General features: G+C 72.6%; 24 protein-coding genes. 17 read left to right on the forward strand and 7 right to left on the reverse strand.

The features are described from left to right. Window positions 1-139 precede the first annotated feature (139 nt). The 3 genes from JK359_RS35545 (at window position 140) to JK359_RS35555 (ending at window position 3,669) form a co-directional block, all read left to right on the forward strand. Window positions 140-1,171 (forward strand): C40 family peptidase, encoded by a 1,032-nt coding sequence (locus JK359_RS35545; protein ID WP_201843762.1) that lies wholly within the window; start codon window positions 140-142, stop codon window positions 1,169-1,171. 242 nt (window positions 1,172-1,413) lie between these two features. Next, complete coding sequence (locus JK359_RS35550) at window positions 1,414-2,424, forward strand: C40 family peptidase (RefSeq protein WP_201843763.1); 1,011 nt, start codon at window positions 1,414-1,416, stop codon at window positions 2,422-2,424. Between the two features lie 27 nt (window positions 2,425-2,451). Beyond that, window positions 2,452-3,669 carry a hypothetical protein gene (locus JK359_RS35555; RefSeq protein ID WP_201843764.1) on the forward strand — a complete coding sequence of 406 codons (1,218 nt, stop codon included), beginning with the start codon at window positions 2,452-2,454 and terminating at the stop codon, window positions 3,667-3,669. Window positions 3,670-3,703: 34 nt separating this feature from the next. On the opposite strand, the gene JK359_RS35560 is transcribed toward JK359_RS35555, so the two are convergent. Then, window positions 3,704-4,939, reverse strand: a complete 1,236-nt coding sequence (locus JK359_RS35560) for a glycosyltransferase 87 family protein (protein WP_201843765.1) — start codon at window positions 4,937-4,939, stop codon at window positions 3,704-3,706. Between the two features lie 143 nt (window positions 4,940-5,082). On the opposite strand from JK359_RS35560, the gene JK359_RS35565 reads away from it, so the two are divergent. Together JK359_RS35565 and JK359_RS35570 are read left to right on the forward strand one after the other, a co-directional pair. Further along, window positions 5,083-6,225 (forward strand): glycosyltransferase family 4 protein, encoded by a 1,143-nt coding sequence (locus JK359_RS35565; protein WP_201843766.1) that lies wholly within the window; start codon window positions 5,083-5,085, stop codon window positions 6,223-6,225. Between the two features lie 86 nt (window positions 6,226-6,311). Further along, window positions 6,312-7,949 (forward strand): GMC oxidoreductase, encoded by a 1,638-nt coding sequence (locus JK359_RS35570; RefSeq protein ID WP_372445516.1) that lies wholly within the window; start codon window positions 6,312-6,314, stop codon window positions 7,947-7,949. 10 nt (window positions 7,950-7,959) lie between these two features. On the opposite strand, the gene JK359_RS35575 is transcribed toward JK359_RS35570, so the two are convergent. After that, window positions 7,960-9,756 (reverse strand): AMP-dependent synthetase/ligase, encoded by a 1,797-nt coding sequence (locus JK359_RS35575; RefSeq protein WP_201843767.1) that lies wholly within the window; start codon window positions 9,754-9,756, stop codon window positions 7,960-7,962. Between the two features lie 297 nt (window positions 9,757-10,053). On the opposite strand from JK359_RS35575, the gene JK359_RS35580 reads away from it, so the two are divergent. The 7 genes from JK359_RS35580 (at window position 10,054) to JK359_RS35610 (ending at window position 16,879) form a co-directional block, all read left to right on the forward strand. After that, window positions 10,054-10,851, forward strand: coding sequence for a metallophosphoesterase family protein (locus JK359_RS35580; RefSeq protein ID WP_201843768.1), 798 nt, complete (start codon window positions 10,054-10,056; stop codon window positions 10,849-10,851). A gap of 123 nt (window positions 10,852-10,974) precedes the next feature. After that, window positions 10,975-11,427, forward strand: a complete 453-nt coding sequence (locus tag JK359_RS35585; protein ID WP_201843769.1) for an SRPBCC family protein — start codon at window positions 10,975-10,977, stop codon at window positions 11,425-11,427. 109 nt (window positions 11,428-11,536) lie between these two features. Then, on the forward strand, window positions 11,537-12,709 hold the full coding sequence (locus tag JK359_RS35590; RefSeq protein ID WP_201843770.1) for an ArsA family ATPase: 1,173 nt from the start codon (window positions 11,537-11,539) through the stop codon (window positions 12,707-12,709). A 55-nt stretch (window positions 12,710-12,764) separates the two neighbouring features. Further along, on the forward strand, window positions 12,765-13,256 hold the full coding sequence (locus JK359_RS35595) for a DUF5304 domain-containing protein (RefSeq protein WP_201843771.1): 492 nt from the start codon (window positions 12,765-12,767) through the stop codon (window positions 13,254-13,256). A 67-nt stretch (window positions 13,257-13,323) separates the two neighbouring features. After that, a complete protein-coding gene (locus JK359_RS35600; protein WP_201843772.1) occupies window positions 13,324-14,277 on the forward strand; it encodes an ROK family glucokinase in 954 nt (317 codons plus the stop codon). 296 nt (window positions 14,278-14,573) lie between these two features. Next, window positions 14,574-15,326 carry an endonuclease/exonuclease/phosphatase family protein gene (locus tag JK359_RS35605; RefSeq protein ID WP_201843773.1) on the forward strand — a complete coding sequence of 251 codons (753 nt, stop codon included), beginning with the start codon at window positions 14,574-14,576 and terminating at the stop codon, window positions 15,324-15,326. Window positions 15,327-15,511: 185 nt separating this feature from the next. After that, the gene (locus JK359_RS35610) at window positions 15,512-16,879 is read left to right on the forward strand and encodes a serine hydrolase domain-containing protein (RefSeq protein ID WP_201843774.1); all 1,368 of its coding nucleotides are present in this window, start codon (window positions 15,512-15,514) and stop codon (window positions 16,877-16,879) included. Between the two features lie 198 nt (window positions 16,880-17,077). On the opposite strand, the gene JK359_RS35615 is transcribed toward JK359_RS35610, so the two are convergent. From JK359_RS35615 to JK359_RS35625, 3 genes are all read right to left on the reverse strand, one after another. Beyond that, window positions 17,078-17,749 carry a TetR/AcrR family transcriptional regulator gene (locus tag JK359_RS35615; RefSeq protein WP_201843775.1) on the reverse strand — a complete coding sequence of 224 codons (672 nt, stop codon included), beginning with the start codon at window positions 17,747-17,749 and terminating at the stop codon, window positions 17,078-17,080. 70 nt (window positions 17,750-17,819) lie between these two features. Next, window positions 17,820-18,410 (reverse strand): hypothetical protein, encoded by a 591-nt coding sequence (locus JK359_RS35620; protein ID WP_201843776.1) that lies wholly within the window; start codon window positions 18,408-18,410, stop codon window positions 17,820-17,822. Next, on the reverse strand, window positions 18,403-19,182 hold the full coding sequence (locus JK359_RS35625; RefSeq protein WP_201843777.1) for an alpha/beta hydrolase: 780 nt from the start codon (window positions 19,180-19,182) through the stop codon (window positions 18,403-18,405). Before JK359_RS35625 ends, JK359_RS35620 begins: the two co-directional genes overlap by 8 nt. Window positions 19,183-19,299: 117 nt before the next feature. Between JK359_RS35625 and JK359_RS35630 the strand changes: the two genes are divergently transcribed. The 4 genes from JK359_RS35630 to JK359_RS35645 all read left to right on the forward strand — a co-directional run bounded on the left by JK359_RS35630 (window position 19,300) and on the right by JK359_RS35645 (window position 23,209). After that, on the forward strand, window positions 19,300-20,064 hold the full coding sequence (locus tag JK359_RS35630) for a lysophospholipid acyltransferase family protein (protein ID WP_236678974.1): 765 nt from the start codon (window positions 19,300-19,302) through the stop codon (window positions 20,062-20,064). Between the two features lie 47 nt (window positions 20,065-20,111). Then, entirely contained in the window at window positions 20,112-21,347 is a 1,236-nt protein-coding gene (gene macS / locus JK359_RS35635; protein WP_201843779.1) for a MacS family sensor histidine kinase, read from the forward strand. Next, window positions 21,344-22,021: a response regulator gene (locus JK359_RS35640; protein WP_201843780.1), complete on the forward strand. Its 678-nt coding sequence runs from the start codon at window positions 21,344-21,346 to the stop codon at window positions 22,019-22,021. Before macS ends, JK359_RS35640 begins: the two co-directional genes overlap by 4 nt. Before the next feature lie 159 nt (window positions 22,022-22,180). Beyond that, window positions 22,181-23,209, forward strand: coding sequence for a 6-phosphofructokinase (locus JK359_RS35645; RefSeq protein WP_201843781.1), 1,029 nt, complete (start codon window positions 22,181-22,183; stop codon window positions 23,207-23,209). A gap of 17 nt (window positions 23,210-23,226) precedes the next feature. Here JK359_RS35645 and JK359_RS35650 read toward each other — a convergent pair whose 3' ends face one another. Together JK359_RS35650 and JK359_RS40475 are read right to left on the reverse strand one after the other, a co-directional pair. Then, complete coding sequence (locus tag JK359_RS35650; RefSeq protein WP_201843782.1) at window positions 23,227-25,098, reverse strand: anthranilate synthase family protein; 1,872 nt, start codon at window positions 25,096-25,098, stop codon at window positions 23,227-23,229. A gap of 100 nt (window positions 25,099-25,198) precedes the next feature. Further along, a complete protein-coding gene (locus tag JK359_RS40475; protein WP_121791294.1) occupies window positions 25,199-25,255 on the reverse strand; it encodes a trp operon leader peptide in 57 nt (18 codons plus the stop codon). A 105-nt stretch (window positions 25,256-25,360) separates the two neighbouring features. Between JK359_RS40475 and JK359_RS35660 the strand changes: the two genes are divergently transcribed. Continuing rightward, window positions 25,361-25,513 (forward strand): 3-deoxy-7-phosphoheptulonate synthase (locus JK359_RS35660; protein ID WP_201843784.1); only part of this gene is annotated, 153 nt, incomplete at its 3' end.

The raw sequence follows: 25,513 nt of genomic DNA on the forward strand, positions 1-25,513 counted from the left end.
CATGTGAGTTGAGTGCAAAGAATGCATTGCGTGACGAGGTTTTTTGCTGTGAGGATTTGAACTGATCACAGCCGGGTCACTAGGGTCTGGGCTCGAACCTCCGAACGGGTGATCACTCACAAGAAGGAGTTCGTCCTCCGTGGCGTCCCACCGTCGACCCAAGCAGCCGAGCCGCACGCGCGTGACCGTGCTCACCACCGCTGCCGCAGCTGCCGTCGCGCTCAGCGCCAACGCCGCCAACGCCGCACCGAGCGAGAAGCTCGGCAAGGACGAGGTCAAGGCGAAGGTCGACAAGCTCTACGAGCAGGCCGAGCAGGCGACCGAGAAGTACAACGGCGCCAAGGAGAAGCAGCAGAAGCTGCAGAAGGAAATCTCCACCATCCAGGACGACGTCGCCCGCGGCCAGGAGGAACTCAACAAGCTGCGCGACGGCCTGGGTTCACTGGCCACCGCCCAGTACCGGTCCGGCGGCATCGACTCCTCGGTCCAGCTGTTCCTGTCCTCGGACCCCGACGACTTCCTCGACAAGGCGTCCACGCTGGACCAGTTGAGCGGTCAGCAGGTCGACGCCCTGAAGAAGATTCAGGACAAACAGCGCGAACTCGCCCAGGAGCGCGCCGAGGCCACCGAGAAGCTCAAGGACCTCTCGGCCACCCGCACCGAGCTGGGCAACAAGAAGAAGGAAGTCCAGGGCAAGCTCGCCGAGGCGCAGCGGCTCCTGAACACCCTCACCGCCAAGGAGAAGGCGGAGCTGGCCCAGAAGCAGCAGCGTGCCGACCGCTCCTCCAGCGACCGCGTGGACCTCGGCGACGCCCCGCCCGCCTCCGGGCGTGCCCAGGCGGCCTTCGCCGCCGCGCAGAGCCAGATCGGCAAGCCGTACGTCTACGGCGCCACCGGCCCCTCCTCCTTCGACTGCTCGGGCCTGACCTCCTACGCCTACGCCCAGGCCGGCGTCTCCATCCCGCGCACCTCCGAGGCGCAGGCGAACTACGGCACCCGGATCGGCATGAGCGACCTCAAGGTCGGCGACCTGGTCTTCTTCTACGGCGACCTGCACCACGTGGGCCTGTACGCCGGCAACGGCCAGGTGCTGCACGCCCCGCACACCGGTGCCGTGGTCCGCTACGAGTCGATGAACAACATGCCGTTCCAGTTCGGCGTCCGCGTCTGACGCCGCGTACCCGCGGACACGCCGGCGCCCGAACGGGCGAATCCCGGTAACCGAAACTGACTCCACGCCCCGCCCATGACCTGCGTCTGCGGCGGGGCGTCACTGTGTGTTGCCATCTCGGTCTTTGGCCGTGACCCCTCCGCGCGGCTACTGTCTGCCGCGTTTCCCCGGCTCCAGGGTCTCCCCGTCCCCGGCGCCGGGGAGACACTCCCTGCAGGCCAGCGGAAGGAACACGGCTTCTCGTGGGCTCTCATCGACGCAGCGCACCCTCCGGATCCGACCGGGGCGCCGTCGCCCTGTGCGTACTGTCGGCCGCGGCGGCCGCGCTCGGCGCCGTACCGGCGCAGGCGACTCCGGGTACCCACACACGCGCCGAGGTGGACCGTCTGTACGAGGAGGCCGAGAAGGCGACGCAGGCCTACGACAAGGCCGACGAGCGGGCCGGGGTGCTGCGCCGCGAGGTCAGGGACGCGCAGGACCACATCGCGCGGCAGCAGCAGCGCATCAACACCCTGCGGGAGCGGCTGGGTTCGCTGGCCGGCGCCCAGTACCGGGCCGGCGGCCTGGACCCGGCCGTCGCCCTGCTCTTCGCCGACGACCCGGGCGACTACCTGGACAAGGCCGCCACCCTCGACCGCATCGGCGCCCGGCAGGCGGTTCAGCTCAGGGAGCTGCAGTCCGCGATGCGCGAACTGGCACAGGAGCGCGCCGAGGCGACCGGCATGCTCGCGGAGCTGGAGCGCAGCCGCAAGGCCGTGGCCGCCCACAAGCGGACCGTGGAGCGGAAGCTCGCCCGGGCCCGGCAGCTGATCAACGCCCTGCCCGCCACCGAACGCGCCGCCTACGACCGGGCCTCCCGGGGCAGCCGCGGCGACCTGCCCGAACCAGGCGGTGCCGGCGCCGCCGACGGCCGCACCGCCGCGGCCCTGGCGGCCGTCCGCTCCGCCCTCGGCCGGCCGTACGTGTGGGGTGCCAACGGCCCCTCCGGGTTCGACTGTTCCGGCCTGATGCAGTGGTCGTACGCGCAGGCCGGCATCCAACTGCCGCGCACCTCGCAGGAGCAGCGCTTCGCGGGCCGGCAGGTCCCGCTCTCCCAGGCCCGCCCCGGCGACCTGGTCGTCTACCGCTCCGACGCCAGCCACGTGGCGATGTACGTCGGCAACGGGCAGGTCATCCACGCGCCCTATCCGGGTGCCCCGGTGCGCTACGACCCGGTCGGGATGATGCCGGTCTCGTCGGTCACCCGGCCCTGACGGCGCTCCTCGCCGTACGATCGGGAAGTGGCAGGTCGCAGACGGGCGTGGGGCATCGGGACCGTGGGGGTCTGTCTGCTGCTGCCCCTCGCCGGATGCGGCGGGGGTGCGGCCGACGACCCGGCCCGGGCCGCGGTGCAGCAGGTGCTCGACCGGCGCTCGGCGGCCCTGCTCGGCCACGACGAGTCGGCGTACGCCGCGACCGGCGCCCGCACGGAGTACGTCCGGCTGCGCGCCCTGCCGCTGGCCTCCTGGAGCTACCGGGTCACGGCCCTGCACCGCACCGCCTCCGGGGCCACCGCTGACGCCGACCTGCGCTACCGCGTCGCCGGGTACGACAGGGCCCCCGTCGACGCCCGCCGCACCCTCACCCTCCGCCGCCGCGTAGACGGCGGCTGGTACGTCACCGCCGACGAGCCCGCCGCGAAGGCCGGGCAGCAGCTGTGGGACCAGGGCACGGTGACCGCCGTGAAGGGCGCGCACAGCCTGGTGCTGGGCACCGGCGCGTCCGCGACGGGCCTGCGGACGTACGCCCGGCTGGCCGACCACGCGGTGCCGGCGGTCTCCGGGGCGTGGGGCACGGACTGGACCCGCCGGGTCGTCGTCCTCGTCCCGCGGTCGCTGGCGGGCATGGCGGCCATGCTCGGCTCGCCCGCCGCCAACTACCAGGGCATCGCCGCCGTCACCACGGGCGAGGCGAGCGAGGCGAAGGGCCGGGCGAAGCCCGCGGGAGCCCCCGGCGGGGCACCGGCGGACCGGGTGGTGGTCAACCCGGAGGCGTACGCCGAACTCGGTGACCTCGGCAAGCAGGTCGTGCTGACCCACGAGACGACCCATGTCGCCACGCGGGCCCACACGACCGCCGCCACGCCCCTGTGGCTCTCCGAGGGCTACGCCGACTGGATCGGCTATCTCGACACCGGCCGCAGCCCGGCCGACATCGCCCCGGAACTCGCCCGCTCCGTCCGCGACGACGAGGTGCCCGACGCCCTGCCCACCGACGAGGACTTCGCCTTCACCACCGAACCCACGAAACTGGCCCGCGCCTACGAGACGGGCTGGCTGGCCTGCCGCATGATCGCCGACCGGTGGGGCCCGGCCCGGCTCGCCGCCTTCTACCGCGCGGTCGGTGCCCGGCCCCGACGCTCCGGCGCGGTCGAGGAGGCCCTGCGCACGGTGCTGGGAACGACCCCCGGGGAGTTCACCGCGGACTGGCGCGACTACATCGGCGAGCAGCTCGGCTGAGCACCCCGCCGGCCTCCCGCAGCCGTCCCTGGCGTCAGGAGGAGACCGGTGCCTGCGTGGTGCGGACCGGCTGCGGCGGAAAGGGGGCGGCGGCGGACGGGGGGACCGTGGCCCGCCAGAGGCGGGGGGCCGCGATCAGGGTGGCGGTGATCAGCAGGCCGTTGCGCAGGGCCAGCAGGGTGATGCCGTACCAGTCGCTCAGCACCACGTGCGAGAAGCCGAGCGGGAACTCCAGGACCGTCACGAAGGACGCGAGGAGGACCAGCACGGCGGGCGCCGCCATGCGGCTGGCCCGGTGGGTGAGGCAGACGGCGGCCAGGCCGACCAGCCACACCAGGTACTGGGGGCTGATCACCCTGCTGGTCACCGTGAACAGCAGGACGGCCGTGAGGGCCGTGTCGGCGACCGTGTGCGGGGCGAAGCGCCTGGCGCGCAGCCGCCACAGCAGCAGCCAGCCGAACGCGATCCCGGTCAGCGCCAGCGCGGCGGTGCTGACCTCGTCCACGTACGGGCCGACGAACTCGATCGACCCGTAGTTCAGCAGCACCTGCCCGTGCCAGCCGAAGTGCCGGGCCACGTGGAAGACCAGGCCGCCGACCGACTCCACCTCGGTGCCCCGGTCCCGCTGGAAGGTCAGGAAGGCGAAGGCGCCCGGCATGGACACCGCGAAGAGGGCCGCGAGGCCGGACGCGGTCACCGCCGCCGACGCCCACGCCCGCCGCCGCACGGCACCGACCAGCAGCAGCGCCGGCCACACCTTGAGCAGCGCCCCGAACGCGGTCAGCGCGCCCATCACCCGCGGGTGCCGGGCCCCGGCGAGCAGCGCCCCCACGGCCACCGCGGTCACCGTCACGTCGTAGCGGGCGTACACCGTCGGCCCGAGCAGCGGCACGCCCGCCACCCACACCCAGGCCCCGCGCCGGGACCGCTCGGAGTGCCGGCCCGCGGACAGCAGCAGGGCCAGGACGAACGCGTCGGCCAGACAGGCCAGTGCGAAGAAGGCGTGCGTGTACGACAGGAAGGGCAGGACCGCGGGGGAGAGGATCGCGAGGGCGGCGGCCGGCGGGTACTGCCAGGTCACGTCGTCCAGCGGAAACGTTCCGTGGCGCAGGACCTCGTACCAGCCGCGGTAGATCACCGACACGTCCGAGGTGACGTCCGGGCCCGGGAAGGCGTACACGCGGAACACGAGGAGCAGCAGCGCCACGCGGGTGACGCCCCAGGTCGCGAGCAGCCATGCCGGGGACCGCCGGGCGGCCTTCGTCTCCACGTGATCCCCTGTCGTCCGATGAGTGCCGGTGCCGTGCCGTTCGATTCCGCTTCGAGCGACCATGATGTCCTGCACGGCCGTGCCCATGCCACAGGCTCGGCCGCCCCGGGCCGCGGACGCCCCATTCGGTAGGGTCGGCGGCGATGCACAAGACCCTGATCGTCACCAACGACTTCCCGCCCCGGCCGGGCGGCATCCAGGCCTTCCTGCACAACATGGCCCTCCGGCTGGACCCCGGGCGCCTCGTCGTCTACGCCTCCACCTGGAAGCGCGGCCGGGAGGGTGCCGAGGCCACCGCGGCCTTCGACGCCGAGCAGCCCTTCACCGTCGTACGCGACCGTACGACGATGCTGCTGCCCACCCCGCAGGCGACCCGGCGGGCGGCCGGGCTGCTGCGCGAGCACGGCTGCACCTCGGTGTGGTTCGGGGCGGCCGCCCCCCTCGGGCTCATGGCGCCCGCGCTGCGCCGGGCCGGCGCCGAGCGGCTGGTGGCGACCACGCACGGGCACGAGGCCGGCTGGGCCCAGCTGCCCGCCGCCCGGCAGCTGCTGCGCCGGATCGGGGAGTCCACGGACACGATCACCTACCTCGGCGAGTACACCCGCTCCCGGATAGCCACCGCGCTCACCGCGGAGGCGGCCGGGCGGATGGTGCAGCTGCCGCCGGGGGTCGACGAGAAGACGTTCCACCCCGCCTCCGGCGGCGACGAGGTCCGGGCGCGCCTCGGTCTCACCGAGCGGCCGGTCGTGGTCTGTGTCTCCCGTCTGGTGCCGCGCAAGGGCCAGGACACCCTCATCCGGGCCCTGCCGCGCATCCTCGCCGCCGAGCCGGACGCCGTGCTGCTCATCGTCGGCGGCGGCCCCTACGAGCAGGACCTGCGCCGGCTGGCCCGTGAGACGGGGGTCGACGCCTCGGTCCGCTTCACCGGGGCGGTGCCCTGGTCCGAGCTGCCCGCGCACTACGGCGCCGGTGACGTCTTCGCCATGCCGTGCCGTACCCGGCGCGGCGGTCTGGACGTCGAGGGCCTCGGCATCGTCTACCTGGAGGCGTCCGCGACCGGTCTGCCGGTCGTCGCGGGCGACTCCGGCGGCGCGCCGGACGCGGTGCTCGACGGGGAGACCGGCTGGGTGGTCCGGGGCGGCGAACCGGCCGAGGCCGCCGAGCGGATCACCGCCCTGCTCGGCGACGCCGGGCTGCGCCGCCGGATGGGCGAGCGGGGCCGGCGGTGGGTCGAGGAGAAGTGGCGCTGGGACCTGCTGGCGGAGAAGCTGAAGGAGCTTCTGTAGAGCTGCTGTAGGAGCTGCCGCGGGGACGGTACTCCGCCGCGCGCGGACCCTAGCCGGAACCGAAAAATCCGCACATGCTGCGCAACATGACAGCAAAACTGATGCAGCGTCAGCTGACAAGACGTCACATCCTCGGAATGGCCGCGCTCCAGACCGCGGCCACCCTCGGGTTCACCCGCGTAGGCCTCCAGTCCGCCCGCGCCGCCGAGCCCGACGCGGTCGAATCCGCCCCAGCGATCGTCGTCGGTTCCGGCTACGGCGGGGCCGTGGCCGCCCTCCGTCTCGGCCAGGCGGGCATCCGCACCCTCGTCCTGGAGATGGGCCGGCTCTGGAACACCGCCGGCCCCGACGGCAAGGTGTTCTGCTCCACCGGCGCCCCCGACCGGCGGTCCATGTGGTTCCGCAGCCGCACCGAGGCCCCGCTCGCCACGTTCCTGTGGCTGGACCTGGTCAACAAGGCCATCAGCCCCTACCCGGGGGTCCTCGACCGCGTGCACTACGACGCCATGTCCGTCTACGTCGGCCGGGGCGTGGGCGGCGGGTCCCTCGTCAACGGCGGCATGGCGGTCACCCCGCTCAAGTCCTACTTCGCCGAGCAGTTCCCGACCGTCGACGCCGACGACATGTACGGCACGTACTTCCCGCGCGCCCGCGCCATGCTCGGCGTCAACACCATCGACCCGGCGTGGTTCGAGTCCACCGACTGGTACCGGTTCACCCGGACCTCCCGGAAGGCGGCCGCCAACGCGGGGCTGCGGACCACCTTCGTGCCGAACGTCTACGACTTCGGGCACATGCAGCGCGAGGCGGCCGGCACCGCCACGAAGTCCGCGCTCGCCGGCGAGGTCATCTACGGCAACAACGAGGGCAAGCGCAGCCTCGACAAGACGTACCTGGCCGCCGCCCTCGGCACCGGGAACGTCACCATCCACACCCTGGAGAAGGTGCGCTCGATCGCCAGGGCCGCCGACGGGTCGTACGTGCTGACCGCGGACCGGATCGACGAGACCGGCGCGGTGGTGGAGACCAGGAACTACGGCTGCCGGTACCTCTTCCTCGGCGGCGGCAGCCTCGGCACCACCGAACTCCTCGTCCGCGCCCGGGACACCGGCACCCTGCCGGACCTCAACTCCAGTGTGGGCGCCGGCTGGGGGCCCAACGGCAACACCATGCTCGGCCGCGCCAACCACATCTGGGACACCGTCGGCGCCGACCAGGCCACCATGCCCGTCATGGGCATCGACGACTGGGCCAACCCCGACAACCCCGTCTTCGCCGAGATCGCGCCCCTGCCGATGGGGTTCGAGCACTGGATCAGCCTCTACCTGGCGATCACCAAGAACCCCGAACGGGCGTCGTTCACGTACGACTCCGCGTCCGGGGCGGTCAGACTCGGCTGGACCCCGGCGCAGAGCGCGGTGTCGGTGCGGATGGCCAAGAAGCTGTTCGACCGCATCAACCTGGCCAACCTCACGATCTACCGCTACGACCTGTTCGGCTCGTCGAGCAAGGTCTTCGCGGACGACTTCACGTACCACCCGCTGGGCGGCTGCGTGCTGGGCCGGGCCACCGACGACTACGGCCGGGTCAAGGGGTGCCCGAGGCTGTACGTCACCGACGGATCGCTGGTGCCCGGCAACATCGGCGTGAACCCCTTCGTCACCATCACCGCGCTCGCCGAACGCACGATGGCGCGGGTCCTCGCCGAGGACACCGCGCCATGAGACTCCCGGATCACTTGGCGTAGATCGCCTCGATCTCGTCCGCGTAGTCCTTCGCCACCACGTTCCGCTTCAGCTTCAGCGACGGGGTGAGGTGGCCCGACTCCTCGGTGAACTGGGAGGACAGAATGCGGAACTTCCGCACCGATTCCGCCTTCGACACCGCGGCGTTGCCGTCGTCGACCGCCGCCTGGATCGCGGCCAGCAGATCCGGGTCCCGGCGCAGCGACGCCGCGGTGGAGCCCGCGGGCTTGCCGTGGTCGGCGGCCCAGCGGCCCAGGAACTCCTCGTCCACGGTGACCAGCGCGCCCACGAACGGCCGCCCGTCGCCCACCACCATGCACTCCGCGACCAGCGCGTGCGCCCGGATCCGGTCCTCGATCACCGCCGGGGCGACGTTCTTGCCGCCCGCCGTGACGATGATCTCCTTCTTCCGGCCGGTGATCTTCAGATAGCCGTCCTCGTCGAGGGTGCCGATGTCACCGGTGTGGAACCAGCCGTCGGCCAGTGCCTCCGCGGTCGCCCCCGGGTTGTTCCAGTACTCCTTGAACAGGTGCTCGCCGTGCAGCAGCACCTCGCCGTCGTCCGCGATCCGCACCACCGAGCCCGGCAGCGGCTGCCCGACCGTGCCGATCTTCTGGCGGTCCCACGGGTTGAACGCGGTCGCCGCACAGGACTCGGTCAGGCCGTAGCCCTCCAGCACGGTGAAGCCGATGCCCCGGAAGAAGTGCCCGAGCCGCTCGCCCAGCGGGGCACCGCCGGAGATGGCGTACTCGCCCCGGCCGCCGAGCACCGCACGCAGCTTGCTGTAGACCAGCTTGTCGAAGACCCTGTGCTTGATCTTCAGACCGAGCGACGGGCCCGACGGGCTGTCCAGCGCCTTGCTGTAGGCGATCGCCGTGTCCGCCGCCTTGTCGAAGACCGCACCCTTGCCGTCCGCCTGCGCCTTGGCCCGGGCCGAGTTGTAGACCTTCTCGAAGACCCGCGGCACGCCCAGCACGAGCGTCGGCCGGAACGCGGCCAGCTCGTCGGTGAGGTGCTTGATGTCCGGGACGCAGCCCAGCTTGATCGGCGCCATCATCGGCGCGATCTGCACCAGCCGCCCGAAGACGTGCGCGAGCGGCAGGAAGAGCAGCACCGAGCACTCGCCGGTGCGGAACAGCGGGCGCAGCCGCTCCACGATGTTGCCGCACTCGGCGAAGAAGCTGCGGTGGGTGAGGACACAGCCCTTCGGGCGGCCCGTCGTGCCGCTCGTGTAGACGATGGTCGCCGGATCGTCGGCCCGGGCGAGCGAGCTGCGCTCCTCCACGGTCCCGTCCGACACGTCCTGCCCGAGCCGCGCCAGCTCCTCGAGGCCCCCGGCCTCGATCTGCCAGACGTGCTTCAGTGCGGGCAGCGAGTCACGCACCGCCTCCACGGCCGCCGCGTGGCCGTCCAGCTCCACGACGCAGGCGGTCGCGCCCGAGTCGGACAGGATCCACTGCACCTGCTCCGGCGAGCTGGTCTCGTACACCGGCACGGTGACCGCGCCGGCGCTCCAGATCGCGAAGTCCATGAGGGTCCACTCGTACCGCGTCCGGGACATCAGCCCCACCCGGTCGCCCGGCTGCACGCCCGCGGCGATCAGGCCCTTGGCGGCCGTGTGCACCTCGGCCAGGAACTCCCGGGCGTCGACGTCCTGCCAGGCACCCCCCACCTTGCGGGCGATGACGGCGACGTCGGGATGCTGCGCGGCGTTTCTGCGGACGATGTCGGTCAGATTGCCGTCGGCAGGGACCTCGTACAAAGCCGGAAGGCTGAACTCGCGCAAGACTGCTGCTCCTCATAGGGCGCCGGCGCCACGACGTTGTGCGATGCGACGGTGCGGTCCAAGGCTCGGGCAAGTGCTCGGACATTTCGGTGGTTGAAATCCAGAGCACGACTGGACTGCCCGGACGTTACCCGCCGGTATGGCGTCTCCGACAGGGGGGCCCGGCGAGATGTTCGCTGCGTCACACACGTGGGCGTTCCTTCGCGCACAGTAGTCCACGGCTGAACCGACCGGCGAGTAACCGCAGGTCCGACCGGCACTGTTCACGTGCACCGCACACGCCTACGCTTGATCGCCATGGCATCCACACGCACCGGCAGCCGACGGACCCGCGTCCACGTCGTCAGCGACGTGCACGGCAACGCCCGTGACCTGGCCCGGGCGGGCGAAGGTGCCGACGCCCTGATCTGCCTCGGTGACCTCGTCCTCTTCCTCGACTACGCCGACCACTCGCGCGGCATCTTCCCGGACCTGTTCGGCAAGGAGAACGCGGACCGCATCGTCGAGCTGCGCACCGCCCGCCGGTTCGCCGAGGCCCGCGAGTTCGGCGCCCGGCTCTGGGCCGGCATCGGCACCGACCGGGCCGCGGCGATCGAGAAGGCCGTACGCAAGCAGTACGCCGAGCTGTTCGCCGCGTTCCCGACACCGACGTACGCCACGTACGGCAACGTCGACATGCCGCCCCTGTGGCGGGAGTACGCGCGGCCCGGCACCACGGTCCTCGACGGGCAGCGGGTGGAGATCGCCGGCCGCACCTTCGGCTTCGTCGGCGGTGGTCTGCGCACCCCCATGCGGACGCCCTACGAGATCAGCGACGAGGAGTACGCCGCGAAGATCGAGGCGGTCGGCGAGGTCGACGTGCTCTGCACGCACATCCCGCCGGAGGTGCCGGAACTGGTCTACGACACGGTCGCGCGCCGCTTCGAGCGGGGCAGCCGGGCCCTGCTGGACGCCATCCACCGCACCAGACCCCGCTACGCCCTCTTCGGCCACGTCCACCAGCCGCTGGCGCGCCGGATGCGGATCGGCGCCACCGAGTGCGTGAACGTGGGGCACTTCGCCGGCACCGGGGAGCCCTGGGCGCTCGAATGGTGAGGCCCGGCGGACGGGGTGAAGGCGGCAGGTCGGCGGCGCGGTAGCCTTCACGCTGCACACACGTGCGCAGCCCGGCGCACGCAGACCTCTTCTATACGGCCCGCATCTGGAGGAGCCACGGCGATGGCGGAACACACCAGTTCGAGCATCACGATCGAGGCGGCTCCGGCCGACGTCATGGCGGTGATCGCCGACTTCGCGCGCTACCCGGACTGGACCGGCGAGGTGAAGGAGGCGGAGGTGCTCGCCGCCGACGAGCTGGGCCGCGCCGAGCAGGTCCGCCTCGTCATGGACGCCGGCGCCATCAAGGACGACCAGACCCTCGCCTACACCTGGACCGGCGACCACGAGGTCTCCTGGACCCTGGTCAAGTCCCAGATGCTCCGCTCCCTGGACGGCACGTACCTCCTCGAGCCGGCCGGCGCCGGCTCGACCGAGGTCACCTACCGGCTGACGGTCGACGTCAAGATCCCCATGCTCGGCATGATCAAGCGCAAGGCGGAGAAGGTCATCATCGACCGGGCGCTGGCGGGACTGAAGAAGAGGGTCGAGGAAAAGAGCCCGTCCGGCGCCTGAGGACGACGCCGTCGGCCCGCAGCGGGGCCCGGGGGTGCGGCCCCCGGCCGTGGGCGCCCGGCACCGGGCCGCCTCCGGCCGACGGCCCGCACCGGTACCGTTCACCCTCATGCGCACCATCCTGATCACGGGCCCGGGCGGCAGCGGTCGTACGACGGTCGCCGCCGCCACCGCGCTCACCGCCGCCCGCGAGGGCCACCGCACCCTCCTGCTGAGCGCCGACCGCACCGACACCCCGGGCACGGCACTGGGCACCGCGACAGGACCGGCCCCCACCGAGGTCACCGAGCGCCTCACCGCCTGGCGGCCCGACGCCACCGCACGCTTCCGCGAGGACCTCACCGCCTTCCAGACCCGCGCCGCGGGCGTCCTCGACCTCCTCGGCGCCGCCAGGCTGGACGCCGAGGAAGTCACCCCGCTGCCCGGCGCCGAGGAACTGTCCTTCCTGCGCGCGCTGCGGGACGCGGCCCTCTCCGAGCGCTACGACCTCCTCGTCGCCGACCTCCCGCCCCTCCCGCACGCCCTCGCCCTGCTCGGCCTGCCCGAGGAGCTGCGGCGCTATCTGCGCCGGCTGCTCCCGCCCGAGCGGCAGGCCGCCCGCGCGCTGCGCCCGGTCCTGGGCCGGCTGGCCGGCGTCCCCATGCCCGCCGACTGGCTGTACGAGACGGCCGCCCGCTGGGACCTCGAACTGGCCGCCGTCGCGGCCGTACTCGGCGACCGCGACACCGCCGTACGCCTGGTCGCCGAACCGGGCCCGGCCGGTGCCGCCGCCGTCCGCACCGCGACCCTCGGCCTCGCCCTGCGCGGCCTGCGGACCGAGGCCCTGATCGCCAACCGGACCCTGCCCGAGACGGCCCCCGAGAGCTGGCCGTCCTCGCTCCTCGCCCAGCAGCGCAAGGCACTCGCCGACTGGGAGGAGTCCCACGACGTCCACCCCGTCCAGCACCTCGGCCGCGATCCGCACGGCCCGGACGACCTGGACGCCCTCGCCGTCCCCGCCGTCAACCCGGCGCCCACCCCGGTCGAGTGGCCCGTCACCGACCGGATCGCCGAGGACGGCGTGCTGGTCTGGCACCTCCCGCTCCCCGGCGCGATACGGGACGAGCTGGACCTGATCCGGCGCGGCGACGAGCTGCTCATCACCGTGGCTTCCTTCCGCCGCATCGTGCCGCTGCCCTCCGTGCTGCGCCGCTGCACCGTCGCCGGCGCCGCACTGCGCGACGGTGAGCTGCGCATCCGGTTCGCGCCGGACCCCGGTCTGTGGCCCGCCGCGGGACAATGAAGGGGCACGCCCGTTCGGGTAACGTCGTAAAGGCGAACCGTAGTCAGGAGCCGCCATGAGCGAAGAGCGCCCCGCACCCGATCCCGTCGAGGAGCAGCAGGCGCGGGCGACCGACGCCGACGCCTGGGCCACGGCCTGCGCCGAGGACCTCGCCGCCGAGCAGGCCCGCCGGCGTGCCGAGCACGGTGCGCCGCCCGGCTCGGCCGCGGAGGAACTGAAGAAGCTCGTGGACACGGTGGCCGAGAAGCTGTCCGGCCTCCAGTCACCGCTCCTCGGTGGTCTCGCCGGACCCGCCGCCCAGCAGGTGGTGCGGCAGGTCGTCCAGCAGGCGAAGGCCGCCGTCGAGCCCGTCATCGACCGCAACCCCGACGTCTTCGGCCATCTGGCCGCGGCCGGCGGCGAGCTGCTCGCCGCCTACCGCTCCGCCGTCCAGGCCCAGGAGCGCCGCTGGACCGCCCGCACGGCCGACCCGGCCGCCGACCGGCCGGACGACCGCCGCGACGGGGGCGAGGGCACCGGTCCGGGCGAGCGCATCGACCTGGACTGAAGCCCTTGCCCGGCAGGGCCTCGGGTACGGTTGGCCGTAGCGGGGCTCGACCGAAACTGAGGGATTCATGGGACTCACCATCGGCGTCGACATCGGCGGCACGAAGATCGCGGCCGGCGTGGTCGACGAGGAAGGCAACATCCTCTCGACCTTCAAGGTGCCGACCCCCACCACGCCCGAGGCCATCGTGGACGCCATCGCCTCGGCGGTGGAGGGAGCGCGTGCGGGGCACGAGATCGTCGGCGTGGGCATCGGTGCGGCCGGTTACGTCAACCGGCAGCGTTCCACGGTGTACTTCGCGCCCAACATCGACTGGCGCAACGAGCCGCTGAAGGAAGAGGTCGAGGCCCGCACCGGCCTCCCCGTCGTGGTCGAGAACGACGCCAACGCCGCCGCCTGGGGCGAGTACAAGTTCGGCGCGGGCAAGGGCCACCGCAACGTCATCTGCATCACCCTGGGCACCGGCCTCGGCGGCGGCATCATCATCGGCAACAAGCTGCGCCGCGGCCACTTCGGCGTGGCCGCCGAGTTCGGCCACATCCGGATGGTCCCGGACGGCCTGCTGTGCGGCTGCGGCTCGCAGGGCTGCTGGGAGCAGTACGCCTCCGGCCGCGCCCTGGTCCGCTACGCCAAGCAGCGCGCCAACGCCACCCCCGAGAACGCCGAGATCCTGCTCGGCCTCGGCGACGGCACCCCCGACGGGATCGAGGGCAAGCACATCTCCATGGCCGCCCGCCAGGGCGACCCGGTCGCCGTCGACTCCTACCGCGAGCTGGCCCGCTGGGCCGGCGCCGGCCTCGCCGACCTGGCCTCCCTCTTCGACCCCTCCGCGTTCATCGTGGGCGGCGGCCTGTCCGACGAGGGCGAGCTGGTCCTCGACCCGATCCGCAAGTCCTACAAGCGCTGGCTGGTGGGCGGCAACTGGCGCCCGGTGGCCGACGTGATCGCGGCCCAGCTCGGCAACAAGGCGGGCATGGTCGGCGCGGCGGACCTGGCCCGCGAACCCGACCCGATCATGTGACGGTCACGTCCTGAGCCGCGATGACGGCACCGGCCTCAGGGGCGCGGGGAACTGCGCGACGAGCCACCACGAACCGGCAGTCGCACACGACCCCGCGCCCCGAGTCATGCCGCGCGCCCCGGCCCCCGGACCGCTGGCCCCACACGAACTCCCCGCCCCGAGTCGTGCCGCGCCCCGGCCCCCGGGCGGCTGGCCGCACACGACCCCGCGCCCCGGCTCCGGACCGCTGGTCACAGACGAACTCCCCGCCCCGAGTCGTGCCGCGCCCCGGCCCCCGGGCGGCGTAGATTGACGGCATGGCAACCCCGCTGCTCCCCAACTCCCGTACGGAAACCGACGGTTCCGCAGTCATCAGGGTCCTGAGCTACAACATCCGCTCGATGCGGGACGACACGCACGCCCTCGCCCGCGTCGTCACCGCCTGCGCCCCCGACCTGGTCCTGATCCAGGAGGCTCCCCGCTTCTTCCGCTGGCGCAAGAAGCTCGCCCGCCTCGCGGCAGCCGCCGGCCAGGTCGTCCTCACCGGGGGCGCCACGGCCGCGGGACCGGCGATCCTGTGCAGTCTCCGCGCCACCGTCGAGCGGACGGAGGACGTCCTGCTGCCCCTCACCCCCGGCCTCCACCGGCGCGGCCTCGCCACGGCCGTCGTACGGTTCGGCGGTGCCCGCGTGGGCGTGATCAGCTGTCACCTCAGTCTCCAGCGGGACGAGCGCTACGCGCAGGGCGGCCTCCTCCTCGACCACCTCGCCGGCCTCGGCACGGAACACGCGGTCGCGGGCGGCGACCTCAACGAACGCCCCGACGGCCGCACGTTCCGCCGGCTCGCCGCGGGCCTCCAGGACTGCCGTGCCGCCGCGCCCTGGGGTGGCGAGTTCACGTCCACCCCCGCCGAACCCCACCAGCGCATCGACGCGATCTTCGCCACCAAGGGCATCGAGGTGCTCGGCTGCGGTGTCCCGGTGGACCAGCCGGGCGTGTCCCGGGCCGACCTGACCGCGGCCACGGACCACCTGCCGGTGCTGGCCGCCCTCCGGCTCCCCGCGGCCTGATCCGGGCGACCGCGCGGAGCGACGCGACACGGTTCCGAAGCATGGCGTCCAGCGACTTGAACTAAGTGCAGGAATTCCCTTGCGGGATCCCTCATGACCCCTCTACAGTCCTTCTTGTACTTAGTTCAAGTCGCTGTTTCGCATCAACCAGTGACCAGTCACCGATCACCAGGAGGGGGAGCCTGATGTCCCACGAGGAGCTGCAGGCGTTCGTAGAGGCCGCGGCCGAGGAGTACGGCGTTCCCGGCGTCGCCGTCGGCGTGCTGACCGGCGGTCAGGAGATCCGCGTCGGGCACGGCGTCACGAGCGTGGACCACCCGCTGCCGGTCGACGAGCGGACGCTCTTCCACCTGGCCTCGGTGACCAAGAGCTTCACCGCGACCGCGCTCATGCGCCTGGCCGAGCAGGGCCGCGTCGACCTCGACGCACCGGTGGGCCGGTACGTCCCCGGCCTGAGGCTCGCCGAGGAGGGGGCCGCCGAGCGGATCACCGTGCTGAACCTGCTCAACCACACCTCGGGCCTGGACTGGAACCTCGTCGACGCCGACGACACCGACGGCTCGCTCGCCGCGTTCGTCGCCCAGCTGGACCGCCTGCCCTTCATCGCGCCTCCCGGCGCCCGTGCCTCCTACAGCCAGGCCGGCTACAACCTGCTCGGCCGGCTGATCGAGAACGTCACCGGGCAGCCCTTCGAGAAGGCCGTGGCCGACCTGGTCCTGGATCCGCTGGGCCTCGCCGACACCGTCTTCGACATGGACGACGTCGTGGTGCGCCGCTTCGCCCTCGGCCACAACCGCACCGAGGACGGCACCCTCGCCCCGGCCCGCCCCTGGAAGGCCTGGCGGGCCGGCACCCGGGGCAACAACCCCGGCGGCGGCATCGTCTCCTCGGTACAGGACCTGCTGCGCTGGGCCCGGTTCCAGCTGGGCGACGGGGACGGCCTGCTGTCCGCCGCGACGCTCGACCGGATGAAGCAGCCGACGGCCGAACTGAGGGGCAGCACGCTCGGCGACTCCTTCGGCATCTGCTGGTTCCTGCGCGACGTCGACGGCGTCCGCACGGTCGGTCACGGCGGATCCGGCAACGGGCAGTTCGCCGAGCTGCTCCTGGTGCCGGAACACGACTTCGCCGTCGTCTCCCTGGCCAACGCCGGTCCCGACGGCTACCAGTTCAACCAGGCCGTCGTGAAGCGTGCGCTGGAGCTGTACCTCGGCGTGGTCGAACGGGAGCCGGAGCCGCTGCCGTACGACGAGGCGCGGGCGCGGGAGGTCGCCGGGCGCTACGAGATCGACGCCATGGACCTGCACATCGCGGCCGAGGACGGCCGGCTCACGCTCGCGGTCGGCATCAAGCCGGAGATCCGTGCCGCCTCCGAGGACGAGATGCCCCCGGACCACCCGGCCGCCGCCATCGGCTTCCTGCCCGGCGACGGCGACGAGTACCTCGTCACGGAGGGCGGTCTGAAGGGACAGCGCGGCTTCTTCTCGCGTGCTGCCGACGGCAGGGTCACCGGGGTCGACCTCGCCGGACGCCTCTTCTCCAGGGCCCAGTAGCACCTGCGGGCCGGTGTGCGGCTGCCGGTCGGTGTGCAGCACCTGCGGGCCGGTGTGCGGCACCTGTGGGCCGGTGTGCGGCTGCCGGTCGGTGTGCGGCACCTGCGGGCCGGCGGGGGCTGATCGCGCACGTCTCCGCGCCCGCGGGGGCCACGGCTGCGCGCCCCCGGGGAGTCGCGGTCGCCGGCCCTCCCGGCATCAGGTGCCGGATGGCCGCAGTCCGGCGAGCAGGGCGCGCAGCCCCGCCGCGTAGGTTCCCTCGGGTGCCGCCGCGTACTCCGTGGCCGCCGGTGTGTGCAGCCGCGCCCGCAGCCGCGGGAACGGCTCCGCCGTCTCCGCCGCCCGGGCGAGCGTCTCCTGGAAGGCCTGTTCGGGATCCCCGCCGGCCCGGCGCAGCTTGCGGGTCAGACAGGCCGTGGCGGAGGCACCGAGCGCGTTGCCGAGGACGTAGGTGAACACGGCGCCGGCGGCACGGTCGGCCTCCTCCGGGGTGAAGCCGGCGGTCTCGAAGACCCCGAGGAGGTGGTCGTCGTAACGGGACATGGCGGTGCCGTGGAGGAGGTGGGAGCTGACGGCCTGCACGAGCCAGGGGTGGCGCAGGAACATCGCGTACAGCCCGTCGGCCGTCGCCGTGGCGGTGCCGCGCCAGTCGGCGGAGTCCAGCGGCGGCAGCTCGATCTCCTGCCACACGTGGTCCGCGACCATCTGCACCAGGTCGTCCTTGTTCTTCACGTGCCAGTACACGGCCGTGGCGGCGGCCCCGAGCCGCTTGCCCAGACTGCGCATGTTCAGGCCTTCGAGGCCCTCCTCGTCGAGGAGCTGCACGGCGGTCCGGACGATCTGTTCCGGGGTGAGCGTGTCGCGCGGCATGGGCTCACGATAGGCGAACGGGCCGGCCCCTGTACAAAGTTCAGGCGCCGGCCCTCCGGCCCCGGTCCCCTCAGACCACGGCTCCGCGGCCCGGATCGTCGTCCTCGTCCTCGTCCGTCCGCATCCGGGTCACCAGCGTCACGAAGCCGCCGAGGAAGCCGCCGATGCCGAGGGTCGCCAGCCACCAGGTCATGTCCCAGCCGAGCAGCACCGCCAGCAGCAGCAGGACCGGGCCGCCGACGACGCCCAGCCACGCGAACCGGGCCGTGGTGTCGGCGGACGGCAGCGGCGGGGGCTCCGGCGGCACGAAGTGGCCCTCGTCGTCCTCGTCGAAGTCGTCGTCGGACGGCACGGGCGCCGTGTAGTCGCGCGGGCCGCCGCCGCCGACCCCGGGCGCGAACGAGACCGAGCCGCCCAGCGGCAGGGCGGGCTGCCGGCCCGCGGTATCGTCCGTACCGCTCCTCGGGCCCTCCTCCGGGTCCTTCTCCAGCAGTGCGAGGTCCTCGACCGTCTTGAACGGCCGGGAACCCGGCGGGTCCGGCGGCTCGTCGCCGTACCCGGCGACGATGGCACGCCAGGCCGCGTCCTCGTCGAACGGCACCTTCTGCTCTTCCGGCTCGCGGCCCTCGCGGTCCTCACGGTCGGAGTCGTGCTCAGCCAACTGCGGCCGTCCCTTCCTTGCCGACAATGGGTGCGAGCCGGCCGATGAAGGCGAGGCTCTCCTCGAAGATCCGGTCCGCGTCCTTGTCCAACGTCGCGACGTGGTAGCTGTGTTCCAGCACGATCTCCGTCACGTCCGTGGACGACACCCGGCTCAGCACCCGCGCCGAGTCGGCCGCCGGGACGACATGGTCCTGGGCGCTGCGCAGCAGCAGCAACGGCTGGGTGACCTGCGGAAGCTCGCCGTCCAGCCGGCGCAGCCCGACCCGCAGCGAGTGCGCCGCGTGCAGCGGCACCCGGTCGTAGCCCAGCTCCGCCGCGCCCTCCTTGGCTATGTCGCTGGCGATGCCCCGCGTCGTGCGCACCAGGTGCCGGGCCGCCGGAAGGGCGTAGGCCGACAGGCCGTGCACCTTGTTCGCCGGGTTGACGACCACGACACCCGCGACCCGCTCGCCGTGCCGTGCCGCGAGCCTGAGGGCCAGCGCGCCGCCCATCGACAGGCCCGCGACGAAAACCCGGGAGCAGCGCCGGGCGAGCAGCCGCAGCTCGCGGTCCACCTCCGCGTACCAGTCCTGCCAGCCCGTGAGCTGCATGTCCTCCCAGCGCGTACCGTGACCGGGCAGCAGCGGCAGGGACACGGTCAGGCCCTGGGCCGCATGGTGCTCCGCCCACGGGCGCAGCGACTGGGGCGCACCGGTGAAGCCGTGGCAGAGGAGAACACCCGTCTCCCCGCCCTCGTGGCGGTACGGCTCGGCGCCGGGAAGAACTGGCATGTGCCTCACCGTACGCGACCGCACTGACACCGACCAGGGTCGTCGGGTTCTTCGACGGTCCTCCGGGTTAAGGTCTCTCCGACGGAAACAGGAGGCACACGGGTGTTGTACGGCACGATGAAGGTCGCCATCGGCGGGCCGCTGAAGGTTGCCTTCAGGCCATGGGTGGAGGGTCTGGAGAACATTCCGCCCGACGGCCCCGCCATCCTGGCCAGCAATCACCTGTCCTTCTCGGACTCGTTCTTCCTTCCGACGATGCTGGACCGCAAGGTCACCTTCATCGCCAAGGCCGAGTACTTCACGACCCCCGGCGTGAAGGGCCGCCTGACCGCCGCCTTCTTCAAGGGCGTCGGGCAGCTCCCGGTGGACCGCTCCGGGGCGCGGGGCGCCGGCGAGGCGGCCATCAAGAGCGGCATAGAGGTGCTGCAGCGCGGTGAGCTGTTCGGCATCTACCCGGAGGGCACCCGCTCGCCCGACGGCCGGCTGTACCGGGGCAAACCCGGCGGGCTCGCGCGGGTGGCGCTCGCCACCGGAGCACCGGTCATCCCGGTCGCCATGATCGACACGGAGAAGATCCAGCCGCCCGGCAAGGTCATGCCCAAGCTGATGCGGCCCGGCATCCGCATCGGCAAGCCGCTGGACTTCAGCCGCTACCAGGGCATGGAGCACGACCGCTTCGTCCTGCGCGCCCTGACCGACGAGGTCATGTACGAGATCATGAAGCTCTCCGGCCAGGAGTACGTCGACATGTACGCCACCGCGGCCAAGCGGCAGATCGCGGAGGCGGCGAAGGCGGCCAAGGAAGCGGAGAAGGCCGGCAAGGCCGAGAAGAACGACAAGGCCGACAAGAGCGACAAGGCCGACAACAGCGACAAGAGGTAGTCAAGAGTCATGGGCGGCGGGGCGGGGGAATCGGGGGACCGGGGGACATGCCCAAGCGCGAGCGCGTCATGCGGATGTCGGTCGAGCTGCCGCTGTGGCGGGCGCTCACCGGCTACCGCGTCCTGACCATGCTGTACGCCATCGGCCTGTGCGCCACCGCGTACGACCGGTTCGCCCGGCCCTGGGTCGCCGTCGCCTACTACGCCGTCCTGGTCGTCTGGACCCTGGCCACCCTGCCCAAGGTCGCCTCCGCGGCGAGCTGCACCCGGCGCTTCCTGGCCGTGGACCTCAGCATCGCCCTCGCCGGCATCCTGCTCACCCCGGTCGCCGACAGCCACCAGCGGATCGCGGACGGTGGTCCCACCCTGCCCTCGATATGGACCGCCGGCGCCGTGCTCGCCTTCGCCCTCAAGGGCGGCTGGCGCTGGGCGGCCGTCGCCTCCACGGCCGTGGCCGTGGTCAACCTGGTCGAACGCGGCCACCCGGCCCGGGACACCGTGCACAACGTGATCCTCGTCTGGGTCGCCTCCATCGCCATCGGCTACGTGGTGGAGGTCGCCCGCGCCTCCGAGCGCACCCTCGCCCGCGCCCTGGAGATCGAGGCCGCGACCCGGGAACGGGAGCGGCTGGCCCGGGACATCCACGACGGCGTCCTGCAGGTGCTGGCCATGGTGAAGCGCAGGGGCGCGGCCCTCGGCGGGGAGGCGGCCGAACTGGGCCGGCTGGCCGGAGAGCAGGAAGTGGCCCTGCGCACGCTGGTGTCGGGCGGTCTGCTGCGGGTCTCCCGGGTCTCGGAGGACCTGGCGGACGGCGCCGTCGTCCGCGTGGTCGACGAACCGTACGAGGACGAACCGGACGGTCCGGCGGACCTGCGCGCCCTGCTCGCCCCCTACGCCTGCGCCCGGGTCAGCCTCGCCGAGCCGGGTGCCCCGGTGCTGCTGCCGCCGCCCGCCGCCCGCGAGGTGGCCGCCGCCGTCGGAGCCGCCCTGGACAACGTGCAGCGGCACGCCGGGGCCCAGGCGCGGGCCTGGATCCTCGTGGAGGACGAGCCGGACGAGATCGTCGTCACCGTCCGGGACGAGGGCCCCGGCATCCCCGAGGGCCGGCTCGCGCAGGCCGAGGGCGAGGGCCGGCTCGGGGTGGCCCAGTCGATCCGCGGCCGGCTGCGCGACCTCGGCGGCAGCGCCGAGATCGTCTCCGTCCCCGGGCAGGGCACGGAAGTCGAACTGAAGGTACCGAAGGGCGCCCTGCGGGCGCGGGGGCAGAAGGCGGAGCAGAGATGACGCAGCAGCAGGACCCGATCAAGGTCATGGTGGTCGACGACCACCCGATGTGGCGGGACGCGGTCGCCCGGGACCTGGCCGAGTCCGGCCTGCAGGTGGTCGCCACCGCGGGCGACGGCGAGCAGGCCGTCCGCCGTGCCAAGGCCGCCGCCCCCGACGTGCTGGTCCTGGACCTGAACCTGCCCGCCAAGCCCGGCGTCCAGGTGTGCAAGGAACTCGTCGCCCACAACCCCGCGTTGCGCGTCCTCGTCCTCTCGGCGAGCGGCGAGCACGCGGACGTGCTGGAGGCCGTGAAGTCCGGCGCGACCGGCTACCTGCTGAAGTCGGCGTCCACCGAGGAACTCCTGGACGCGGTGCGCCGTACCGCCGTCGGTGACCCGGTGTTCACCCCCGGCCTGGCCGGCCTGGTACTCGGCGAGTACCGGCGCCTGGCCTCCGAACCCGCGCCCGCCCCGGACGCCGGTGAGCCCGGCGCGCCCCGGCTGACGGACCGGGAGACGGAGGTGCTGCGGCTGGTGGCGAAGGGCCTGAGCTACAAGCAGATCGCCGAACGCCTCGTCATCTCCCACCGCACGGTGCAGAACCACGTCCAGAACACCCTCGGCAAGCTCCAGTTGCACAACAGGGTGGAGCTGGTGCGGTACGCGATCGAGCGCGGGCTCGACGAGGAGTAGATCCGACCAGTGATCCGACCGGTAATCCGACCGGTGATCGGATCAGTAAAGCGGCGTCCCGGCAATTCACCGGAATTGCCCTTCCCGCCTCTCCCTGCGTGACGCGTATCGCCATTACCGTGACTCAGCGTCAGGTAACCGCGGCGAAGGGACATTTCCATGCGGGTCGGAGTACTGACCGGAGGCGGCGACTGCCCCGGGCTCAACGCCGTCATCCGGGGCGTCGTCCGCAAGGGCGTGCAGGAGTACGGCTACGACTTCGTCGGCTTCCGGGACGGCTGGCGGGGTCCTCTCGAGAACGACACCGTCCGCCTCGACATCCCCGCGGTGCGCGGCATCCTGCCCCGCGGCGGCACGGTCCTGGGATCCTCGCGGACCAACCCGCTCAAGGTGGAGGGCGGCATCCGCAGGATCAAGGAGAACCTGGCCAAGCAGGAGGTCGAGGCACTCATCGCGATCGGCGGTGAGGACACCCTCGGGGTGGCCGCGCGGCTCGCCGACGAGTACGGCGTGCCCTGCGTGGGCGTACCGAAGACCATCGACAACGACCTGTCCGCCACCGACTACACCTTCGGCTTCGACACCGCCGTCAACATCGCCACCGAGGCCATCGACCGTCTGCACACCACCGCCGAGTCCCACATGCGCGTCCTCGTCTGCGAGGTGATGGGCCGGCACGCCGGCTGGATCGCCCTGCACTCGGGGCTGGCCGGCGGTGCCAACGTCATCCTCATCCCCGAGCAGCGCTTCGACCTGGACCAGGTGTGCGCCTGGATCACCTCCCGCTTCAAGGCGTCGTACGCGCCGATCGTCGTCGTCGCCGAGGGCGCGATGCCGAAGGACGGCCAGATGGTCCTCAAGGACGAGTCCCTCGACTCCTTCGGGCACGTCCGCCTGTCCGGGGTCGGCGAGTGGCTGGCCAAGGAGATCGAGCGGCGCACCGGCAAGGAGGCCCGCACCACGGTCCTCGGGCACATCCAGCGCGGCGGCACCCCCAGCGCCTTCGACCGCTGGCTCGCCACCCGCTTCGGCCTGCACGCCATCGACTGCGTCCACGACGGCGACTTCGGCAAGATGGTCGCCCTGCGCGGCACCGACATCGTCCGCGTCCCGATCGCCGAGGCCACGGCCAAGCTGAAGACCGTGGACCCGGAGCTGTACCGGGAGGTCGGGGTGTTCTTCGGCTGACGGCGCCGACCGGACGGCTACACGGTCGTGCGGCGCAGCCGGCCGACCAGCTCCCGCACGATCGCGGCCCCGTTCAGCGTCAGGACCGATTCCGGATGGAACTGCACCCCGTGGAACCCGGGGCCCCGGAGCGCGTGCACCTCGCCGTTCGCGGCCCGGCTCACCTCGATGCCGTGCGCGGCGAGTTCCCTCGCCGCGTCGTCGTCGCAGCGCGCCACGAAGCTGTTGTAGAAGCCGACGGTCTCACGCCGGCCGAACAGGTCGATCTCCGTCTGCGCACCCTGGTACGGCACCTCCTTCCGTACGATCTCCAGGCCCAGCTCCGCCGCGATCAGCTCGTGCCCGAGGCAGACGCCGAGGACGCCGTGGCGGTGCTCCCGGATCACCTCGGCGGTGAGGTTCCGCAGGAACCGCATCTTCGGGTCGTCGAGGCGGGCGGGATCACCGGGGCCGGGTCCGAGCACGACCGGTCCCCCGTGGGCGAGCACCGCCTCCCGCAGCCCCGGCTCGTCGTACCGCCGGACGGTCACCTCGAGGCCGCCCGACCGCAGGACGTGAGCGAGCATCGCGGTGAAGGTGTCCTCGCCGTCGACCACGAGGGCGTGCCCGGCCGGCTGCGGCGTGCGCTCCCGCATCCGCAGCCAGAACGGCGCCAGCGACGCGCGCCGGCCGTCCAGCGCGGCCCGCACCCGCGGGTCCTCGGCCAGCCGGGGCAGCTCCCGCTCCGCACGCGGCCGGCCTGGTCCCACCCCGAGGGCGGCCAGCACCCCCGCCGCCTTCGCGTGCGTCTCGGCGACCTCGCCCGCGGGGTCCGAGCCGCGCACCAGCGTCGCCCCGACCGGGACGCGCAGCCGGCCCTCCGCCGAGATGTCGGCGGTGCGGATCAGGATTGGGGAGTCAAGCGTCTGCGCGCCCCCCGAGTCCCGCCCGAGCAGCGCCAGCGCACCGGAGTAGTACCCGCGCCCGGCGCCGTCCCGTCCGAGGGGTTCGTACCGCTCGATCACCCGGCAGGCGTTCTGTACCGGCGACCCGGTCACGGTCGCCGCGAACATGGTCTCCCGCAGCACCTCCCGCACATCCAGGGAGGACTTCCCGCGCAGCTCGTACTCGGTGTGTGCGAGATGGGCCATCTCCTTGAGCCGGGGGCCCACGACCACCCCGCCCCCGTCGCCGACGGTGCACATCATCTTCAGTTCCTCGTCGACGACCATGGACAGCTCCTCGATCTCCTTGCCGTCGGCCAGGAAGTCCAGCAGGTGCCCGGGCGTCGGCCCCCCGGCGGGATAGCGGTACGTCCCGCTGATCGGGTTCATCACGACCGTCCCGCCGGACATCCGGACGTGCACCTCGGGACTGGCACCCACCAGCGTCCGGTCCCCGGTGTGGACGACGAAGGTCCAGTACGCGCCCCGCTCGCCCTCCAGCAGCCGCCGGAACAGTGCCAGCGCGTCCGCGCGGGAGAACCCGGGGATCTCGCCCTCGTACGTCCGCCGGATCACGAAGTTCGCGCCCTCGCCCCGGCCGATCGCCTCGGTCAGCACCTGCCGGACGATCTCCGCGTACTCCTCGTCCCCGACGTCGAAGCCACGCCCTTCGACGCGCACCCGGTGCCCCGGGAGCTGGGACAACGCCGTCGCGAGCGGGATCTCGTACGAGTCCTCGGGCACCAGTGCCAGCAGCGGGGTGCCGTCGTCACGGACGTCGAAGCCGCGCTCGCGGATCTGCCGGAACGGGATCAGGGCGAGGCCCTCGTCGGGCAGGTCGGCGAGCCGGTCACGGCGGGTCACCGGGCCGAGCAGCACCTCCACGGTCTGCCCGGAGCGGCCCGGGGTACGGCGGCGGAGCAGGGCGAACGGGCGGGGGTCGGTCAGCAGGTCCTGCAGATGCACGGGCGGGGCTCCTTCTCGATCTTCTGACGGAGAGGAACAGCCCCGGGAAACGCCGAAGGCCGCCCCTCGGGCGGCCTTCGCGAAGTCTGTGTACGCGCAGTCAGCGGGCCGCCGGAGAAGCGGTCCACCACCAGTTCTGGATAGACGGCGCGAACATGCAGCGAACCCTACCGCACCCCGCCGGTGTCCGCGGGGTAAGCAATCCGTCTCATTCTTCGAGCCAGAGGAAAATCATCCCACTCGACCCCGTAATGTTTACGGAGTGACCGTGAACGCTAAGACCAGCCCGAGCGCTGGCAACACCTGGCGAGACCTGCCCGCGGCGCAGCAGCCCGAGTACCCCGACGCCGAGGCTCTGCGCGCAGTGATCGCGGACCTCGAGTCGTATCCGCCGCTCGTCTTCGCGGGCGAGTGC

The organism is Streptomyces actinomycinicus (genome assembly GCF_016741775.1).
GTDB classification, from domain to species: Bacteria; Actinomycetota; Actinomycetes; order Streptomycetales; family Streptomycetaceae; genus Streptomyces; species Streptomyces actinomycinicus.